The following is an 18813-nucleotide window of genomic DNA, read 5'->3' as shown; positions in this document are numbered from 1 at the left end:
CACGATGCGCAGGACCGACCACCTCGCCTCCTGGCACGACGACTGGAGCGGGCTCCGCGTCGCCGTGCTGGGCCTCGGCGTCACGGGCTTCGCGGCCGTCGACACGCTCGCCGAGCTCGGCGCGCAGGTGACGGCGATCGCGGAGCGCGTCGACGACGAGCGCCGCACGATCCTCGGCGTCCTGGGCGTGCCGATCGTCGACGCGGGCCGCGACGACCTGCCGGAGGCCCTCGCGGGCGCCGAGGCTCGTCGTCGCCTCGCCGGGGCTGCGGCCCGACCACCCGTGGCTGCGCGCGGCGGCGGAGCGCGGCATCCCCGTGTGGGGCGACATCGAGCTCGCGTGGCGCGTGCGCGACAAGGTGCGCGCGGCCGAGTGGATCCTCGTGACGGGCACGAACGGCAAGACCACGACGACGCAGCTCGCGGCGCACATGCTGCGCGAGGGCGGCGTGCGCGTCGCGCCCGTCGGCAACATCGGCACGCCCGTGCTCGACGCCGTGCGCGACCCCGAGGGCTTCGACGCGCTCGTCGTCGAGCTCTCGAGCTTCCAGCTGCACGCCCTGCCGGCCTCCGGCGCCGGCGCGCTCTCGCCGCACTCCGCCGTCTGCCTCAACCTCGACGACGACCACCTCGACTGGCACGGCGGCGCCGAGGCGTACCGCGCGGCGAAGGCGAAGGTCTACGAGGGCGCGCGCGTCGCCGCCGTCTACAACGTCGAGGACGGCGCGACGATGCGGATGGTCGAGGAGGCCGAGGTCGTCGAGGGCTGCCGCGCCATCGGCTTCTCGCTCGGCGTGCCAGGGCCCTCCGACCTGGGCGTCGTCGACGGCATCCTCGTCGATCGCGCCTTCCTCGCCGAGCGGCACCGCTCGGCGCTCGAGCTCGCCGACCTCGGCGACCTCGAGCCGGCGGGGCTGCGCTCGCCGCACATGGCGCGCAACGTGCTCGCGGCCGCCGCCCTCGCCCGCGCCTTCGGCGTCGAGCCCGCGCAGGTGCGCGCGGCGATCCGCTCCTTCCGGCTCGATCGGCACCGCACCGAGCTCGTCGCCGAGATCGGCGGCGTGCGCTACGTCGACGACTCGAAGGCCACCAACCCGCACGCGGCGGAGGGGTCGCTCAGCGCCTTCGACGCGGTCGTGTGGATCCTCGGCGGCCTCTTCAAGGGCGCAGACGTCGCGCCGCTCGTCGAGCGCCACGCGGGCCGCATCGTCGCGGCGGTCGCGATCGGCGTCGACCGCGCGCCCGTGGTGGCGGCGTTCGCGCGACACGCGCCCGGCATCCCGCTCGTCGAGGTCGACACGGCGGACACTGGTGCGGTGATGCGGCTCGCCGTCGAGGCGGCCGCAGCGCACGCCGCGCCGGGCACGACGGTCCTCCTGGCGCCGGCGGCGGCATCGATGGACCAGTTCGAGAGCTACGCGGATCGCGGCGATCGCTTCGCCGAGGCCGTGCGGGAGAGGGGCGCCCATGGCATCGACGGCGGCTCCTTTCCCGGCTGAGGGCTCCGGCAGGCTCGAGCGCACCGCGAAGCGCGCGCTCGTGCGCGTGCGCACCGTCTTCGGCGCGCCTTCGCTGAACGCCTCGCTGCTGCTCGGCACGACGCTCTTCCTCGTGGCCTTCGGCCTCGTGATGGTGCTCTCGTCCTCCTCGGTCGAGAGCTACACGGCGAGCGCGTCGTTCTTCTCGGCCTTCGTGCGGCAGGCCGCGTTCGCCGCGGTCGGGCTGGCGCTCATGCTCATCGCCTCGCGCATCCCCGCGGGATTCTGGCCGCGGATCGCCTGGATCGCCGTGGGCGGCGGCGTCGCCCTGCAGGCGCTCGTCTTCGTCCCCGGCCTCGGCGTCGCGATCGGCGGCAACCGCAACTGGATCTCGGTCGGCGGCTTCAGCCTGCAGCCCTCCGAGTTCCTGAAGCTCGCGCTCATCGTGTGGATGGGCATGGTGCTCACGCGCAAGCAGAAGGTCATCGGCAGCTTCTGGCAGGCGTGGATCCCGGTGGCGCCCGTCGCGGGCCTCGCCATCGGCCTCGTGCTCCTCGGCCACGACTTCGGCACCGTCTCGATCATGGCGCTCGTCGTCTTCGGCGCGCTGTGGTTCGCGGGCGTCCGCTGGTGGCACCTGGCCCTCCCCGTGGGCGTCCTCGCGATGCTCGCCGTGCCCGTCATCCTCTCGAGCGCCTCGCGCGTGCGCCGCATCACCGCCTTCGTCGAGGGCTGCACCGACGCCGACTACTACTCGGGCTGCTGGCAGCAGCTGCACGGCACCTGGGCGCTCTCGGCCGGCGGCCTCTTCGGCGTCGGCGTCGGCAACTCCCGCGCCAAGTGGAACTGGCTGCCCGCGGCCGACAACGACTACATCTTCGCGATCATCGGCGAGGAGCTCGGGCTGCTCGGCGCGATCGTCGTGCTCGCGCTCTTCGCGCTGCTCGCCTGGACGATGCTGCGCATCGTGCAGCAGGCCGAGCGGCAGATGACGCGCGTCGTCGCCGGCGCAGCGATGGTCTGGGTCATCGGCCAGGCGCTCGTGAACATCGCCGTCGTGCTGGGCCTCCTGCCCGTGCTCGGCGTGCCGCTCCCGCTCATCTCGTCCGGAGGCTCGCAGCTCATCGCGACCCTCGTCGTCATCGGCGTCGTGCTCTCGCTCGAGCGCGTCGACAACCCCGCCGCGCGCGGCGAGCTCCGGGGCCGCGGCGTCCCCGAGGCGCCGTCCGCGGCCGCGAAGGCCTGATCGTGCGCATCCTCCTCGCCGGCGGCGGCACCGCCGGCCACGTGAACCCCCTGCTCGCGACCGCGGCGCGGCTCCGCGAGCGGCACCCCGACGCGGAGCTAGTCGTGCTCGGCACCGCCGAGGGCCTCGAGCGGGAGCTCGTGCCGCGCGCGGGCCTCGAGCTCGTGACGATCGAGAAGCTGCCGTTCCCGCGGCGCCCGGACGCGGCGGCGCTACGCTTCCCCGCGCGCTGGCGCCGCGTCGTCCGCGAGGTCCGGGCGCTGCTGCGCGAGCGCCGCATCGACGTCGTCGTCGGCTTCGGCGGCTACGCGGCGGCGCCCGCCTACCGCGCCGCGCACCTCGAGGGCGTGCCGATCGCCATCCACGAGTCCAACGCGAAGCCCGGCATGGCGAACCTGCTCGGCGCCCGCTGGAGCGAGCACGTGGGCCTCTCGTACCGCACGACGCGCATGCGCGGCTCGTTCGTGGGCATGCCGCTGCGCTTCGAGATCACGGGCCTCGACCGGGCGGGCCTGCGCGCCGCCGCCCGCGCCGAGCTCGGGCTCGACGCCGATCGCCCGACGCTGCTCGTGACCGGCGGCTCCCAGGGCGCGCGCTCCCTCAATCGCGCGATCGTCGCCGCGGCGGGCGACGTCGTGGACGCCGGCTGGCAGATCCTGCACCTCTCCGGCGGCAGGCAGACCGACTTCGAGCCCGCCGAGGTGCCGCACTACGTGGCGATCGAGTACCTCGACCGCATGCACCTCGCCCTCGCCGCCGCCGACCTCGTGGTCTGCCGCGCCGGCAGCCTCACCGTCTCGGAGCTCATGGCCGTGGGCCTGCCCGCCGTGTACGTGCCGCTGCCCTACGGCAACGGCGAGCAGGGCCGCAACGCGGCCGACCAGGTCGCGGGCGGCGGCGCGCTCCTCGTCGACGACGCCGCGTTCACGGCAGGATGGGTGCGCGACCGGCTCGTGCCGCTGCTGCGCGATCCCGAGCGGATCGCCGCGATGGCGTCGGCGAGCGCGGGCGCGGGCGTCACCGATGGCGCGGACCGCATGGGCGACCTCGTCGAGCGGGCGGCAGCGAGCAGGAGGCAGCGATGATCGAACCCGACCTCACCCAGCCCATCCCGGAGCGCATCGAGCGCGTGCACCTCATCGGCATCGGCGGCTCCGGCATGTCGGGCATCGCCCACATGATGCTCGACGCGGGCCTCGCCGTCACGGGCTCCGACCGCTCCGGATCGGCGACCGTCGACCGGCTCGTCGAGCGCGGCGCGCACGTCGCGATCGGCCACGACGCGGCGAACCTGCCCGTCGGCACCGACGCGGTCGTCGTCACGAGCGCGCTCTGGCCCGACAACCCCGAGCTGCTCGCCGCCCGCGAGCGCGGCGTGCCCGTGCTGCACCGATCGCAGGCGCTGCACGTGCTCGCGCGCGGCAAGCGCGTCGTCGCCGTCGCCGGCGCCCACGGCAAGACCACCTCGACCGGCATGGTCGTGCTCGGCCTCCACGGGCTCGGCATCGACGCCGGCTTCGTGAACGGCGGCGTCATCGCGGGCCTCGACGCCTCGAGCGGCCACGGCACGAGCGACGTGTTCGTGCTCGAGGCCGACGAGTCGGACGGCTCGTTCCTGCTCTACGACGTCGCGGTCGCGCTCATCACGAACATCGACACCGACCACCTCGACCACTACGGGAGCCCCGAGGCCTTCGATGCCGCCTTCGCGCGCTTCGCCGACGCGGCATCCGAGGCGGTCGTGATCTCGGCCGACGACGAGGGCGCGCGCCGCGTGCGCGCGCTCGTCTCGCACCCGAACGTCGTCACCTTCGGCGAGGCCGAGGACGCCGACGTGCGCATCCTCGGCATCCGCCTCGGCCCCGCGGTGGTCGCGGAGGTCGAGGTCGCGGGGGAGCGGCTCGAGGTGGGCGTCGGCGTGCCCGGCCGCCACAACGCCGTCAACGCCGTCGGCTCGCTCGCGACGCTCGTCGCGCTCGGCCACGCGCCCGCCGAGGCCGCGCGCGCGCTCGCGGCCTTCAGCGGCACGGGCCGCCGCTTCGAGCTGCACGGGGAGCGCCGCGGCGTGCGCGTGTTCGACGACTACGCGCACCACCCGGCGGAGGTCGACGCCGCGCTCACGGCGGCGCGCTCCGTGATCGGCGACGGGCGCATCATCGCGATCCACCAGCCGCACCTGTTCACCCGCACGCGCGACATGGCGGGGGAGTTCGCCGCCGTCTACGAGCGGGTCGCCGACCACACGGTCGTGCTCGACGTCTACGGCGCCCGCGAGGATCCGATCCCCGGGGTCACGGGCGCGCTCGTCGCCGAGCGCTTCCAGGACCCGGCCGACGTCGACTTCCTGCCCGACTGGCAGCAGGCGGCGGAGCGCGCCGCGGCGATCGCGCGCGAGGGCGACATCATCGTCACGCTCTCGTGCGGCGACGTCTACCGCATCATCCCGCAGGTGCTCGAGGCGCTCGAGGGCGCAGAGGCGTGAGGCGACCCGAGGGCTTCGACGACCGGCCGGAGGAGCCGGCGGTCGAGCATCGATCGGGTCGCGCGCGCACCGAGGGCGACGCGGTGCCCCGCGCGCGGCGCTGGGAGCCGCAGGTCGACCTGTTCCGGCTGGAGGGCGGCTCGGACGACGCACCGCTCCGGGCGAGTCGCCGCCGCGCCGCGTCGAGCCCCGAGGCCGAGGCCGGTGGCGCGCCGCGGCGCTGGGCGCTCGCCGCCTACGCCGAGCTCGACGAGGAGCAACCGTCGGCCGCCGAGCCGCCCGAGGAGGACGTCGACGGCCCGCGCCCGACGCGCGGCTCGCACGCGCAGCGCGTCGACCGCGCGTGGCGGGAGGCGGAGCAGGCGCAGCGTCGGGCCGACCGCGAGGATGCGCGCGAGGCGCGGCGCGCCGCCAGGGCCGCGACGAAGGATCGCAAGCGCCGCGAGCGCGCCGAGGTGCGACGGTTCACGGCCGTCGCGCGTCGCCGCGCGCGCGTCGCGCTGCTCGCCGCGGGCGGGCTCGGGCTCGCGCTGCTGCTGCTCGTCGGGCTCGTGTGGTCGCCGCTCATGGCGGTGCGCGAGATCCGCGTCGAGGGCGTCGACCGCCTCGACCCGTCCGTCGTCGAGGGCGCGCTCGCGGGCTCGATGGGCCAGCCGATGGCGACGGTCACCGAGGAGGGCGTCGCGGCGCAGCTGCAGGCGATCCCGCAGATCGAGTCGTTCCGCGTCGACGTCGTGCCGCCCTCGAGCGTCGTGGTGCGCGTCGTGGAGCGCCGCCCCGTCGCGATCGTGCCGGGCGACGGCGGCGAGGTCGTCATCGACGCCGCAGGTGTCGCGCTGGGCGGCGTCGACGCCGACACCGCGGCGCTGCCGCGGCTCGACGGGGTCGAGCTCGGCACGCCGGAGTTCGAGGCGGTCGCGACGGTGCTCGTCTCGGTCCCGGCCTCGGTGCTCGAGGTGACCGAGCGCATCCAGGCGCCCTCGCCCTCCGACATCCGGCTCGCGCTCGCGAGCGGCCAGACCGTGCAGTGGGGCGGTGCCGACGAGAGCCGGCTGAAGGCCGACGTCGTGGCCGCGCTCATCGCCACGCAGGACCCGGCGACCGCGCTCGTGCTCGACGTGCGGGCGCCGGAGCACCCCGTCGTGCGCGGCGACGTCGAGCCCGGAACCTGACGAATCATTTGTTTGCGCGCGCCGCGCGCGACACTCCGCGTCGCTCCCGGCGCGCCGCCCCCGGCGGCCCTACCGTCGATCTCGTCAGCAATGAAGTGAGGAATTCTCTAAACCTCAAGTAGAGGTTGAGGGTTTCAGGGGCAACGAGGGGCCGAGCGTGACTTCCAACAACAACTACCTCGCCGTCATCAAGGTGGTCGGCGTGGGCGGTGGCGGCGTGAACGCCGTGAACCGCATGATCGACCTCGGGCTGCGCGGCGTCGAGTTCATCGCGATCAACACCGACGCGCAGGCGCTGCTCCTGAGCGACGCCGACGTCAAGCTCGACGTGGGCCGCGAGCTCACCAAGGGCCTCGGCGCAGGCGCCGACCCCGAGGTGGGCCGGCGCGCCGCCGAGGACCACGCGGAGGAGATCGAGGAGGCCCTCGCGGGCGCCGACATGGTCTTCGTCACCGCGGGCGAGGGCGGTGGCACCGGCACGGGTGGCGCGCCCGTCGTCGCGCGGATCGCCAAGAGCCTCGGCGCGCTCACGGTCGGCGTCGTGACGAAGCCGTTCTCGTTCGAGGGCAGGCGCCGCCAGGCGCAGGCCGAGGCCGGCGTCGAGGCGCTGAAGAACGAGGTCGACACCCTCATCGTCGTCCCGAACGACCGCCTGCTCGAGATCTCCGACATGGGCATCTCGATGGTCGAGGCCTTCGAGACGGCCGACCAGGTGCTCCTCGCGGGCGTCCAGGGCATCACCGACCTCATCACGACCCCGGGCCTCATCAACGTCGACTTCGCCGACGTGAAGTCGGTCATGCAGGGCGCGGGCTCCGCGCTCATGGGCATCGGCTCCTCGCGGGGCGCCGACCGCGCGATCAAGGCCGCGGAGCTCGCGGTCGCGAGCCCGCTGCTCGAGGCGAAGATCGACGGCGCGCACGGCGTGCTGCTCTCGATCCAGGCGGGCAGCAACCTCGGCATCCACGAGACCTACGACGCCGCGAAGCTCGTGCAGGAGGCCGTGCACCCCGAGGCGAACATCATCTTCGGCACGGTCATCGACGACACCCTCGGCGACGAGGTGCGCGTCACCGTCATCGCGGCGGGCTTCGACGGCGCCGGCCCGGTGCAGAAGGAGGACGACTCGGTCATCCGCACCGCCGCCCGCGGCGACATCGGCCTGCGCCCGCGCGGGGAGGAGCGCCGCAGCGCGCCCGGCCCCGAGGGCGAGGACCGCCGCCCGGTGCCCGCCCCGCCGGTCGCCGACCACCTCACGGGCCCCGTGCAGCCCCTCACGCAGGTCGACGAGGACGAGGACGAGTTCCTCCCCGACTTCCTGCGCTGACGCGAGCACGCTGACGCACGCATGACGGACGCCCCCGCGACGCGCCTGGCCGCGTTCCTCGAGCAGCTCGAGGACGCGCGCCGGGCGCGTCCCGTCACGCTGGTGGTCATCACCAAGCGGCACCCCGCATCCCTCGTGCGCGAGCTCGCGGCCGCGGGCCACCGCGACTTCGGCGAGAACCGCCACCCGGAGTCGCGCGACAAGGCGGCCGAGACCGCGGGCCTCGGCCTCACCTGGCACTTCGTCGGCCAGCTGCAGCGCAACAAGGCGCGGCAGGTCGCGCGCTACGCCGACGTGCTGCACTCGATCGACTCCGCCTCGCTCGTCGACGCCCTCGAGGGCGGCGAGCCGGGCGACGAGCGGCCCGCGCGCGACGCGCTCGTGCAGGTGAACCTCACCGACGACCCCGGCCGCGGCGGCGTGGCGCCCGAGGCCCTCGACGCCCTCGCGGAGCGCGTCGCGGCGTCCGAGGCCCTGCGCCTGCGCGGCCTCATGGCGGTCGCGCCGCTCGACGAGGAGCCCGGCCGCGCCTTCGAGCGCCTCGCCATGCTCGCCGAGCGCGTGCGCCGCATCGACCCCGCCGCCGACTGGATCTCCGCGGGCATGAGCGCCGACTGGCGCGAGGCGCTCGAGCACGGCGCGACACACCTGCGGATCGGCACGGCAATCACGGGCGATCGCCCCGCCGCCGGTTAGCGTTGAGCCAGTCCACGAGGAGGATCCCCATGAGCAACGCACTGAAGAAGGCGGCGATCTACTTCGGCTTCGCCGAGGAGGACGAGCTGACCCAGGAGGTCCGCCCCGTCGAGCGCACGGATGAGCACGAGCGCGCCCCGCAGCCCCGCGAGCGCGTCGAGGAGCCGCGCCGCGCCCCCGTCACGAAGCTCCGCGCAGCGCAGAAGGTGAGCGACATGAGCGAGATCCTCACGGTGCACCCGCGCCAGTACAAGGATGCCAAGGCCATCGCCGAGGCGTTCCGCGCCGGCACGCCGGTCATCATCAACCTCTCGCAGATGACCGACGGCGACGCGCGTCGCCTGATCGACTTCTCGGCGGGCCTCACGCAGGGCCTCGAGGGCCGCATCGAGCGCGTCACGACGAAGGTCTACCTGCTGAGCCCCGAGCACATCGCCGTCTCCGGCGGCCGCTCGGTCGACGAGGACGCCGACTCGGGCGTCTTCGCCCACTGACCCAGGTGTCGATCGTCGCGATCCTCGCCTGGATCGTCCACACCGCCGCGCTGCTGGCGTTCTACGTCCTCTGGGCGCGGATCATCCTCGACTTCGTCATGCAGCTGCGGCGGGACTGGAAGCCCAAGGGCTTCATGCTCCTGCTGTCGATGTGGATCTTCCGGCTCACCGATCCGCCGCTGCGGTTCGTGCGGCGCTTCGTGAAGCCGCTGCGGATCGGCGGCGCGATGCTCGACCTCGCGATGCTCGTGCTGCTGCTCGCGCTCCTCATCCTCATGACCGTCATCGGCCCCTTCCGGATGGTCGGCGCGGCCTGATCCGCTGCGCCCCGTCGCCCAGGCGCCCGGCAGGTGCGCGGCCGCGGCCCGGGCTAGGATCGAGGGCACGCCGTCCGGGACGGGTACAGTGAACCTGCGCCGCCGACCCCGCCGGGCCGGCGGCCGACCAAGAAAGGCTTGCCATGGCTCTGACTCCTGACGACGTCCTCCAGAAGCGCTTCGAGACGACGCGCTTCCGGGACGGCTACGACCAGGACGAGGTCGACGACTTCCTCGACGAGGTCGTCGCGGAGCTGCGTCGCCTCACCGACGAGAACGAGCAGCTGCGCGCCGGTGTCGCGCCCGCCCCCGAGGCGGACACCGCCGCGCTCGACGCGCTGCGCGCCGAGAACGCCGAGCCTGCAGCAGCAGGCTCGCCGCCGCCCAGGAGGCCGCCCAGGCCGCCGAGGCCAAGGCGGCAGAGGCCCTGGCCGCGGAGCCGCAGCCCGCTGCGGAGGCCGCTCCGGTCGCCGAGGCCGAGCCGGTCGCCGAGGAGGCGCCCGCCGCAGAGGCGCCCGAGGTCGTCGAGGCGGCGCCCGCCGCACCGGTCTCGACCGGCGCGTCCGACGCGAGCGCCCTCATCGCGCTCGCCGAGCGCGTCCACGACGAGCACATCGCCGCGGGCGAGGCCAAGCGCGACGAGCTCATCGCCGCCGCCGAGGCGACGGCCAAGGAGATCGAGGACCAGGCCGCCGAGCGCAAGGCCGAGCTCGAGCAGGACTACGCCGACCAGAAGGCGAAGCTCGATGAGCAGAAGACGGGCCTCGAGGCGAAGATCGACGAGCTCAAGAGCTTCGAGCGCGACTACCGCCTGAAGCTCCGCGGCTACATCGAGAGCCAGCTGCGCGACCTCGACCGCTCCTCCTCGCTCGCCTTCGGCGGGCAGGGCAGCAACAGCTGAGCACCCGCTCGGTGACTGGCTCCACGACGGCGGTCCCGAGGTCGATCGGCTGGCGGATGCTGGCGATCGTCCTCGGGACCGCCGCCGTCGCGTACGGCCTCGACCTCGCGACGAAGGAATGGGTCCTCGCGACGATGCGCGAGGGCGACGTCACGCAGGTGCTCGGCGAGCTGCTGCAGTGGCACTTCGTGCGGAACCCGGGCGCGGCGTTCTCGCTCGCGGCGGGATCCACCTGGATCTTCACGATCCTCGCCGCGGCCGTCGCAGTGTTCATCGTCTCGCAGCTGCGCCGCATCGGCTCGGTCCGCTGGGCGCTCGCGCTCGGCGGCGTGCTGGGCGGCACCCTCGGCAACCTCACCGACCGCATCGTGCGGGAGCCCGGGCTGTTCGTCGGCCACGTCGTCGACTTCATCCAGGTCTGGGGCTTCCCGGCGATCTTCAACGTCGCCGACATCTTCATCGTCTCGTCGATGATCGCGATCGTGCTGCTCGTGCTCGCGAACGTCGGCCTCGACGGCGTGCGCCGCACCGACGAGCCCGAGGCGGAGGCCGCGGGCCCCGCCGACGAGACCACGCAGCCCGACCGCTGATGGTCCGCCGCTGATGGTCCGCCGCTGATGGAGTCGCGCTTCCTCCAGGTGCCCCCTGGCCTCGACGGCGTGCGCGCCGACGCCGGCATCGCCAAGCTGCTGGGCCTCTCGCGCACCGCGGTCGTGACGATGCTCGAGGCGGGCGGCGCCGTGCAGGACGGCCGCACGATGGGCAAGTCCGACCGCCTCGTCGGCGATGCGTGGCTCGACCTCACGTGGGCGCCGCGCGAGGAGCCGCGGATCGTCGCGACGCCCGTGCCGGAGCTCGGCATCGTGCACGAGGACGCCGACATCGTCGTCGTCGACAAGCCCGCGGGCGTCGCCGCGCACCCCAGCATGGGCTGGCAGGGCCCGACCGTGGTCGGCGCGCTCGCCGCCGCGGGGGTCTCGGTCGCGACCTCGGGCGCCGCGGAGCGCCAGGGCGTCGTGCACCGGCTCGACGCCGGCACGAGCGGCCTGATGGTCGTCGCGAAGAGCGAGCTCGCCTACGCGCGCCTGAAGGCCGCGTTCCACGACCGCGAGGTCGAGAAGGTCTACCACGCTGCCGTCCAGGGCCATCCGGACCCCCTCGCGGGCACGATCGACGCGCCCGTCGGCCGGCACCCGAGCCACGAGTGGCGCTTCGCGGTCGTCTCGAGCGGCAAGCACGCGATCACGCACTACGAGACGCTCGAGGCGCACCGCACCGGGAGCCTCCTCGAGGTGCACCTCGAGACCGGCCGCACGCACCAGATCCGCGTGCACATGGCAGCGAGGCGCCACCCGTGCCTCGGCGACGCGATGTACGGCGCCGACCCGACGCTGAGCGCGAGGCTCGGCCTCGAGCGGCAGTGGCTGCACGCGAAGCGGCTCGGCTTCCGGCACCCGGCGACGGGGGAGCAGGCGGTGTTCTCGAGCGAGTACCCCGCCGACCTCGCGCACGCGCTCGAGCTGCTCCGTCACGACTGACCGGAGCGCGAGCCGGGCCGTGGCGACGGCATGCCGCGTCGGTGCCCGGACGTAGGATCGAGGGGCCATGGCAGACTCCTTCGCGCACCTCCACGTCCACACCGAGTACTCCATGCTCGACGGCGCCGCGCGCATCGGCGAGCTCATGACGGCGGTCGAGCAGCACGGCATGCCGGCGGTCGCGATGACCGACCACGGCAACGTCTTCGGCGCCTACGAGTTCTGGAAGGCGGCGCGCGCGAAGGGCGTGAAGCCGATCATCGGCACCGAGGCGTACATCACGCCGGGCACCCACCGCTCCGAGCGCACGCGCGTGAAGTGGGGCGGGCAGGACGCCCAGCCGGGCGACGACGTGTCCGGCGGCGGCGCGTACACCCACATGACGCTCCTGGCCGAGTCGAACGAGGGCCTCTCCAACCTCTTCCGGCTCTCCTCCTACGCCTCGATGGAGGGCTACTACTTCAAGCCCCGCATGGACGACGAGCTGCTCGCGCGCCACGCGGCGGGCCTCATCGCCACGACGGGCTGCCCCTCGGGCGAGGTGCAGACGCGACTGCGCCTGGGCCAGTACGACCAGGCCGTCGCCGCGGCGGCGCGCTACCGCGACATCTTCGGCGCCGAGAGCTACTTCCTCGAGCTCATGGACCACGGGCTCGAGATCGAGCGCCGCGTCCGCGACGACCTGCTGCGGCTCGGCAAGGACCTCGGCCTGCCGCTGCTAGCCACGAACGACCTCCACTACACGACGGCCGACGACGCGAAGAGCCACGAGGCGCTGCTGTGCGTGCAGTCGGGCGCGACGATGGACGACCCGAACCGCTTCAAGCTCGACGGCGGCGGCTACTACGTGAAGTCGGCGGCCGAGATGCGCCACCTCTTCCGCGACATGCCCGAGGCGTGCGACAACACGCTCCTCATCGCCGAGCGCTGCGACGTCGAGTTCGACGAGTCGGCCAACTACATGCCGCGCTTCCCCGTGCCCGAGGGCCACACGGAGGAGTCCTGGTTCCGCGCCGAGGTGGCCGCGGGCCTCGAGCGCCGCTACCCGGCGGGCGTGCCCGACGCCGTGCGGCAGCAGGCCGAGTACGAGATGGGCGTCATCTCGCAGATGGGCTTCCCCGGCTACTTCCTCGTCGTCGCCGACTTCATCAACTGGGCGAAGGACCACGGCATCCGCGTGGGTCCGGGCCGCGGCTCCGGCGCGGGCTCGATGGCCGCGTACGCGATGCGCATCACCGACCTCGACCCGCTCCACCACGGCCTCATCTTCGAGCGCTTCCTCAACCCCGACCGCGTCTCGATGCCTGACTTCGACATCGACTTCGACGACCGGCGCCGCGGCGAGGTCATCAAGTACGTGACCGAGAAGTACGGCACCGAGCGCGTCGCGCAGATCGTCACCTACGGCACGATCAAGTCGAAGCAGGCGCTCAAGGACTCCTCGCGCGTGCTCGGCTTCCCCTTCGGCATGGGCGAGAAGCTCACGAAGGCGATGCCGCCCGCCGTCATGGGCAAGGACATCCCGCTCTCGGGCATCTTCGACCCCTCGCACGAGCGCTACAAGGAGGCCGGCGACATCCGGGCCCTCATCGAGACCGACCCGGAGGCGAAGACCGTCTTCGAGACGGCGCGCGGCCTCGAGAACCTGAAGCGCCAGTGGGGCGTGCACGCGGCCGGCGTCATCATGTCGTCCGACCCGCTCATCGACATCATCCCCGTGATGAAGCGCGAGCAGGACGGCGCGATCATCACGCAGTTCGACTACCCGGCGTGCGAGTCGCTCGGCCTCATCAAGATGGACTTCCTGGGGCTCCGCAACCTCACGATCGTCTCGGACGCCCTCGACAACATCCGCGCCAACCGGGGCATCGAGCTCGACCTCGAGACGCTCGAGCTCGACGACCGCGGCGCCTACGAGCTGCTGCAGCGCGGCGACACGCTGGGCGTCTTCCAGCTCGACGGCGGGCCGCTGCGCTCGCTCCTGCGCCTCATGCGGCCCGACTCCTTCGAGGACATCTCGGCCGTCATCGCGCTGTACCGACCGGGCCCCATGGGCGCGGACTCGCACACGAACTACGCGCTGCGCAAGAACGGGCTGCAGGAGATCACGCCCATCCACCCGGAGCTTGAGGAGCCGCTCGCCGAGATCCTCAACGAGTCGTACGGCCTCATCATCTACCAGGAGCAGGTGATGGCCGTCGCGCAGAAGGTGGCCGGGTACTCGCTCGGCGAGGCCGACATCCTGCGGCGCGCGATGGGCAAGAAGAAGAAGGCGGAGCTCGACAAGCAGTTCGCGACCTTCGAGGGCGGCATGCTCGAGCGCGGCTACTCGGCCGCCGCGGTGAAGGCGCTCTGGGACATCCTGCTGCCCTTCTCGGACTACGCGTTCAACAAGGCGCACTCGGCCGCCTACGGCGTCATCTCGTACTGGACCGCGTACCTCAAGGCGCACTACCCGGCGGAGTACATGGCCGCGCTCCTCACGAGCGTCGGCGACTCCAAGGACAAGATGGCGATCTATCTCTCCGAGTGCCGCCGCATGGGCATCACGGTGCTGCCGCCGGACGTCAACGAGTCATCGCTCTACTTCACCGCCGTCGGCGACGACATCCGCTTCGGGCTCGGCGCGGTGCGGAACGTCGGCGAGGGCGTCGTCGAGGGCATCATCGCGGCGCGCGAGCGCGAGGGTGGCTACGCGGCGTTCCACGACTTCCTGAAGAAGGTGCCGCTCGGCGTCGCCTCGAAGCGCGTCGTGGAGTCGCTCATCAAGTCGGGCGCCTTCGACTCGATGGGGGCGACGCGCCGCGCGATGCTCGAGATCCACGAGGACGCGGTCGAGGCGGCCGTGAAGACGAAGCGCAACGAGGCCAACGGCCAGGTCGACCTCTTCGGCGACATCTTCGACGACCTCGACACCGTCGCCGACCGCGTGCCCGAGCGCCCGGAGTGGGGCAAGCGCGACAAGCTCGCGTTCGAGCGCGAGATGCTCGGCCTCTACGTCTCCGACCACCCGCTCTCGGGCCTCGAGCTCGAGCTCGCGAAGCACTCGACCCACCAGATCCAGGAGCTCGCGGAGACCGTCGAGGACGGCGACACCGTGACGATCGCAGGCCTGGTGACGACGGTGCAGCACCGCGTCGCCCGCAACTCCGGCAACCCCTACGGGATCATCGCCGTGCAGGACTTCGGCGGCGAGATCGAGATCATGGTGCTCGGCAAGTCGTACCTCGAGTTCCGGCCGGCGCTCGTCGCCGACCAGGTCGTGGTCGTGAAGGGGCGCGTGCGCACGCGCGACGACGCCTTCACGCTGCACGCCAACATGATCGACACCCCCGACGTGCAGCCCGTCGACGAGACGCGGCCGCTCGAGCTGCGGATCCCCGAGCGCCGCGCCTCGATGCAGGCGATGCGCGACCTGCGCTCGCTGCTCGAGCGCCACTCGGGGCCCACCGACGTGCGGCTCGCGCTCGAGCGGCCCGAGGTGGAGCGCGTGTTCGCGCTGCCGCAGCAGGTGAAGGTGTCGAGCGACCTCTTCGGCGAGATCAAGTCGCTGCTGGGACCCGCTTCGATCGCATAGCCGTCCGACGCCCGAGACGGGCGTCGGCGCTGGCGTCGGGGCGGAGATCCGAAAGGATCTCCGCGTCCAGCTCCAGCGTGCGGCGAGATCACGTCGCTGCTGGGACCCGCTCCGATCGCATAGCGCCCGTCGTCGGGCGAATACGATGGAGCCCGTGCTCCGACGACTCGATCTCACCGACCTGCCCGACGAGCAGGCGCTCCGCGCGCTGCTGCCGCGGCCCGCGATCGACGTGGAGGCGGCGCTGCCGGCCGCCGCCGGCCTCGTGCACGACGTGCGCGAGCGCGGCGCCGAGGCGCTGCTCGAGCAGGCCGAGCGCTTCGACCGCGTGCGCCCGCAGGCGCTCCGCGTGCCCGCCCCGGCGATCGCCGAGGCGCGCGACGCCCTCGAGCCCGCCGTCCGCGCGGCGCTCGAGACGGCCATCGCGCGCGTGCGCATCGGCTCGGCCGCGCAGGTGCCGCCGCCGACCCGGGCCGAGGTCGCCGAGGGCGCCGTCGTCGAGCTGCGCTGGCAGCCCGTCGACCGCGTGGGCCTGTACGTGCCCGGCGGCAAGGCCGTCTACCCGTCGAGCGTCGTCATGAACGTCGTCGCCGCGCAGGCGGCCGGCGTGCGCTCGATCGCGGTCGCGAGCCCCGCGCAGGCCGACCACGACGGCCTCCCGCACCCCACGATCCTCGGCGCGTGCGCGCTGCTCGGCGTCGACGAGGTCTACGCCATGGGCGGCGCGGGCGCGATCGGCGCCTTCGCGCACGGCGTGCCCGGCATCGGCCTCGCGCCCGTCGACGTGGTCACGGGCCCCGGCAACGTCTTCGTCGCGGCCGCCAAGCGCGCCGTCTCCGGCGCCGTGCGGGTCGACTCGGAGGCGGGCCCGACCGAGATCCTCGTGATCGCCGACGCGAGCGCCGACCCTGAGCTCGTCGCCGCCGACCTCGTGAGCCAGGCCGAGCATGACGAGCTTGCGAGCGCGGTGCTCGTCACCGACGACGCGACGCTCGCCGACCGCGTCGACGCCGCCGTCGCGCGCCGCGCGGCCACGACCCCCGCCGCCGAGCGCGTCGCGGCCTCGCTCGCGGGGGAGCAGTCGGCGATCGTGCTCGTGCGCGACCTCGACGACGCCGCGCGCGTCAGCGACGCCTACGCGCCCGAGCACCTCGCCATCCAGACCGCCGACGACGACGCCGTGCTCGCCCGCATCCGCCACGCCGGCGCGATCTTCCTCGGCGCGCACGCGCCCGTGAGCCTCGGCGACTACGCCGCCGGCTCCAACCACGTGCTCCCGACGGGCGGCCAGGCCCGCCGCGTCGCAGGCCTCGGCGCCGCGACCTTCCTGCGGCCGCAGCAGGTGGTGCGCTACGACCGCGCCGCGCTCGCGCTCGTGCGCGACGACGTCGTCGCGCTCGCGGCCGCCGAGCGGCTGCCCGCGCACGGCGAGGCGATCGAGGCGCGCTTCGAGGGGGATCGCTGATGCACTGCCCCTTCTGCCGCAACCCCGACTCGCGCGTCGTCGACTCCCGCACGAGCGACGACGGGCTCTCGATCCGCCGCCGCCGCCAGTGCACCGAGTGCGGGCGCCGCTTCACGACGACCGAGACCGCGAGCCTCTCGGTCGTGAAGCGCAACGGCGTGCTCGTGCCCTTCTCGCGCGACAAGGTCGTCGAGGGCGTGCGGAAGGCCGCCCGCGGCCGCCCCGTCTCGGACGCCGACCTCGCGCAGGTGGCCCAGGCCGTCGAGGAGACCATCCGCGCCACCGGCGCGAGCCAGATCGACGCGAACGACATCGGCCTCGCGGTGCTGCCGCCGCTCCGCGCCCTCGACGAGGTCGCCTACCTGCGCTTCGCGAGCGTCTACCAGGCCTTCGAGTCGCTCGACGACTTCGAGACCGCGATCGCGGGCCTCCGCGAGGACCGGCGCACCGAGGAGCCCGAGGCGTGACCACCCCCTACGAGCTGCTCTTCCGGCACGGCTTCCGGCACGTCGACCCGGAGCGCGCCCACCACCTCGGCGCCGCCGCGATCCGCGCTGCGGGCCTCGCGCGCCCGGGCGTGCGCACCGACGCCGCGCTCGCGACCCGCGCGCTCGGCCGCGACTTCCCGACCCCCTTCGGCATCGCCGCGGGCTTCGACAAGGACGCGACGATGATCGCCGGCCTCGGCGCCCTCGGCTTCGGCCACGTGGAGGTCGGCACGCTCACGGCGCGGCCGCAGCCCGGCAACGATCGGCCGCGGCTCTTCCGCCTCGTCGACGACCGGGCGCTCATCAACCGGATGGGCTTCAACAACGGGGGAGCCGCGGCCGCCGCCGAGCGCATCGCCGCCGCCCGCGAGGCGCGCTCCCGCCCCGTGATCGGCGTGAACATCGGCAAGAGCCGCGTCGTCGACGCCGACGACCGCGCCGCGGTCGAGGCCGACTACCTCGCCTCGACGCGGCTCCTCGCGCCGGTCGCCGACTACCTCGCGGTCAACGTCTCCTCGCCGAACACCCCCGGGCTGCGCGGCCTGCAGGACGAGGCCGTGCTCGAGCCGCTCCTCGCCGCGATCCGCGGCGCCGCAGGTGACTCGCCCGTGCTCGTGAAGATCGCGCCCGACCTCGACGACGAGCAGGTCGAGGGCATCGCGGCGCTCGCGGCGCGGCTCGGGCTCGCCGGCGTGATCGCCACGAACACCACGATCGCGCGCGACGCCCTCGCGTCCGACCCCGCGGTCGTCGCGGCCGCCGGCGCGGGCGGCCTCTCGGGGCCCCCGGTCGCCGCCCGCTCGCTCCAGGTCCTGCGCCGCCTGCGCGCCGCGCTGCCCGAGGCGATCGACGTCGTCTCGGTCGGCGGCGTCGAGACCGCTGCCGACGTGCGCGAGCGCCTCGCGGCGGGCGCGAGCCTCGTGCAGGGCTACACCGCGTTCATCTACCGCGGGCCCGGCTGGGCGCGCGAGATCAACCGCGGCCTCGCGGCCCGCTAGCGTCGGCCGACCGGCCGGCGCGCCCGCCCGGGGCTACTCCGGGTAGCGGAAGAGCTTCGTCTGCGGCTTCGGCATGCGCATGAAGGGCATCTGCACGGCGCGCATCGTGGCGTACCAGCCGTTGCCCTTCGCCTCCTTCGCACCGAAGCGCGCGCGCACCGCGCGGCGGAGCTGCCACGCCATGAAGACCGAGTCGAGCACGACGAGCAGCACGAACGACCACAGCACGATGTTCGCCACGAGGCGCCACTGCGGGTCGTTGATGAACGTGAGCACGAGGACGACGATCATCATCGGCATGGCGAGCGTGCCGAGCGAGAGGCGGGCGTCGACCCAGTCGCGCACGAAGCGGCGCACGGGGCCCTTGTCGCGCGCGGGCAGGTACTTCTCGTCGCCGCGCTCGAAGCCGAGCCGCGCCTTCTCGCGCTCCGCCCGCATCTTGTCCTGCATCTGGCGACGCGCCTCCTTGCGGTCCTCGGGGACCAGGGGGCGGCGGTTGCGCGCGACCTGCTCGGACTGCTTCGGCGTGCGGCGGCCCTCCGGCTGCGGCTCGGGCTGAGCCTTGCTGGCGTCGGAGCGGCTGAAGAGGGGCACGTCGGGTCCTTGCGTCGCGGGGTCGTCGGGCTCCCATCGT

General features: G+C 73.7%; 16 protein-coding genes and 1 pseudogene. 16 read left to right on the top strand and 1 reads right to left on the bottom strand.

The window, feature by feature from the left end; all coding sequences use genetic code 11:
* The first annotated feature begins 4 nt into the window (after positions 1-4).
* The 16 genes and pseudogenes from murD (at position 5) to OVA14_RS12840 (ending at position 18179) form a co-directional block, all read left to right on the top strand.
* Positions 5-1499: pseudogene (gene murD, locus OVA14_RS12915) on the top strand (UDP-N-acetylmuramoyl-L-alanine--D-glutamate ligase).
* Positions 1468-2724 (top strand): putative lipid II flippase FtsW, encoded by a 1257-nt coding sequence (gene ftsW, locus OVA14_RS12910; RefSeq protein ID WP_267504230.1) that lies wholly within the window; start codon positions 1468-1470, stop codon positions 2722-2724. Before murD ends, ftsW begins: the two are co-directional and overlap by 32 nt.
* Positions 2724-3809: a UDP-N-acetylglucosamine--N-acetylmuramyl-(pentapeptide) pyrophosphoryl-undecaprenol N-acetylglucosamine transferase gene (locus tag OVA14_RS12905; protein ID WP_267505596.1), complete on the top strand. Its 1086-nt coding sequence runs from the start codon at positions 2724-2726 to the stop codon at positions 3807-3809. Before ftsW ends, OVA14_RS12905 begins: the two co-directional genes overlap by 1 nt.
* On the top strand, positions 3806-5206 hold the full coding sequence (gene murC, locus OVA14_RS12900) for a UDP-N-acetylmuramate--L-alanine ligase (RefSeq protein WP_267504229.1): 1401 nt from the start codon (positions 3806-3808) through the stop codon (positions 5204-5206). Before OVA14_RS12905 ends, murC begins: the two co-directional genes overlap by 4 nt.
* Entirely contained in the window at positions 5203-6378 is a 1176-nt protein-coding gene (locus OVA14_RS12895; protein ID WP_267504228.1) for an FtsQ-type POTRA domain-containing protein, read from the top strand. The genes murC and OVA14_RS12895 overlap by 4 nt, the downstream gene beginning before the upstream one ends.
* A 157-nt stretch (positions 6379-6535) precedes the next feature.
* A complete protein-coding gene (gene ftsZ / locus OVA14_RS12890; RefSeq protein ID WP_267504227.1) occupies positions 6536-7705 on the top strand; it encodes a cell division protein FtsZ in 1170 nt (389 codons plus the stop codon).
* A gap of 21 nt (positions 7706-7726) precedes the next feature.
* Complete coding sequence (locus OVA14_RS12885; protein ID WP_267504226.1) at positions 7727-8401, top strand: YggS family pyridoxal phosphate-dependent enzyme; 675 nt, start codon at positions 7727-7729, stop codon at positions 8399-8401.
* A gap of 29 nt (positions 8402-8430) precedes the next feature.
* Complete coding sequence (locus OVA14_RS12880; protein ID WP_267504225.1) at positions 8431-8895, top strand: cell division protein SepF; 465 nt, start codon at positions 8431-8433, stop codon at positions 8893-8895.
* Positions 8896-8900: 5 nt separating this feature from the next.
* Positions 8901-9212, top strand: coding sequence for a YggT family protein (locus tag OVA14_RS12875; protein ID WP_267504224.1), 312 nt, complete (start codon positions 8901-8903; stop codon positions 9210-9212).
* Positions 9213-9355: 143 nt separating this feature from the next.
* Entirely contained in the window at positions 9356-10027 is a 672-nt protein-coding gene (locus tag OVA14_RS13590) for a DivIVA domain-containing protein (RefSeq protein WP_324288013.1), read from the top strand.
* A 142-nt stretch (positions 10028-10169) separates the two neighbouring features.
* Positions 10170-10703 (top strand): signal peptidase II, encoded by a 534-nt coding sequence (gene lspA / locus OVA14_RS12865; protein WP_267504223.1) that lies wholly within the window; start codon positions 10170-10172, stop codon positions 10701-10703.
* A gap of 27 nt (positions 10704-10730) precedes the next feature.
* Positions 10731-11651, top strand: a complete 921-nt coding sequence (locus OVA14_RS12860; RefSeq protein ID WP_267504222.1) for an RluA family pseudouridine synthase — start codon at positions 10731-10733, stop codon at positions 11649-11651.
* A gap of 67 nt (positions 11652-11718) precedes the next feature.
* Entirely contained in the window at positions 11719-15228 is a 3510-nt protein-coding gene (dnaE, locus tag OVA14_RS12855) for a DNA polymerase III subunit alpha (RefSeq protein WP_267504221.1), read from the top strand.
* A 154-nt stretch (positions 15229-15382) separates the two neighbouring features.
* Positions 15383-16693, top strand: a complete 1311-nt coding sequence (gene hisD, locus OVA14_RS12850) for a histidinol dehydrogenase (protein WP_267504220.1) — start codon at positions 15383-15385, stop codon at positions 16691-16693.
* Complete coding sequence (gene nrdR, locus OVA14_RS12845) at positions 16693-17160, top strand: transcriptional regulator NrdR (RefSeq protein ID WP_267504219.1); 468 nt, start codon at positions 16693-16695, stop codon at positions 17158-17160. Before hisD ends, nrdR begins: the two co-directional genes overlap by 1 nt.
* Positions 17157-18179, top strand: a complete 1023-nt coding sequence (locus OVA14_RS12840; RefSeq protein ID WP_267504218.1) for a quinone-dependent dihydroorotate dehydrogenase — start codon at positions 17157-17159, stop codon at positions 18177-18179. Before nrdR ends, OVA14_RS12840 begins: the two co-directional genes overlap by 4 nt.
* A 33-nt stretch (positions 18180-18212) precedes the next feature.
* Here the strand turns inward: OVA14_RS12840 and OVA14_RS12835 are convergent, their stop codons facing one another.
* Positions 18213-18773, bottom strand: coding sequence for a DUF3043 domain-containing protein (locus OVA14_RS12835; protein WP_267504217.1), 561 nt, complete (start codon positions 18771-18773; stop codon positions 18213-18215).
* Between the last annotated feature and the right edge of the window lie 40 nt (positions 18774-18813).

The organism is Agrococcus sp. SL85, from assembly GCF_026625845.1.
Classification (GTDB): domain Bacteria; phylum Actinomycetota; class Actinomycetes; order Actinomycetales; family Microbacteriaceae; genus Agrococcus.
Note: the sequence above shows the minus strand (reverse complement) of the source record. Positions and strands in the feature narration are given on the sequence as shown.

Bases quoted from the DNA above. Each gene is read 5' to 3' on its own strand.
- ftsW (WP_267504230.1), top strand. From the start codon at position 1,468: ATGGCATCGACGGCGGCTCCTTTCCCGGCTGAGGGCTCCGGCAGGCTC.
- murC (WP_267504229.1), top strand. From the start codon at position 3,806: ATGATCGAACCCGACCTCACCCAGCCCATCCCGGAGCGCATCGAGCGC.
- OVA14_RS12885 (WP_267504226.1), top strand. From the start codon at position 7,727: ATGACGGACGCCCCCGCGACGCGCCTGGCCGCGTTCCTCGAGCAGCTC.
- OVA14_RS12880 (WP_267504225.1), top strand. From the start codon at position 8,431: ATGAGCAACGCACTGAAGAAGGCGGCGATCTACTTCGGCTTCGCCGAG.
- OVA14_RS13590 (WP_324288013.1), top strand. From the start codon at position 9,356: ATGGCTCTGACTCCTGACGACGTCCTCCAGAAGCGCTTCGAGACGACG.
- lspA (WP_267504223.1), top strand. From the start codon at position 10,170: ATGCTGGCGATCGTCCTCGGGACCGCCGCCGTCGCGTACGGCCTCGAC.
- OVA14_RS12860 (WP_267504222.1), top strand. From the start codon at position 10,731: ATGGAGTCGCGCTTCCTCCAGGTGCCCCCTGGCCTCGACGGCGTGCGC.
- dnaE (WP_267504221.1), top strand. From the start codon at position 11,719: ATGGCAGACTCCTTCGCGCACCTCCACGTCCACACCGAGTACTCCATG.
- nrdR (WP_267504219.1), top strand. From the start codon at position 16,693: ATGCACTGCCCCTTCTGCCGCAACCCCGACTCGCGCGTCGTCGACTCC.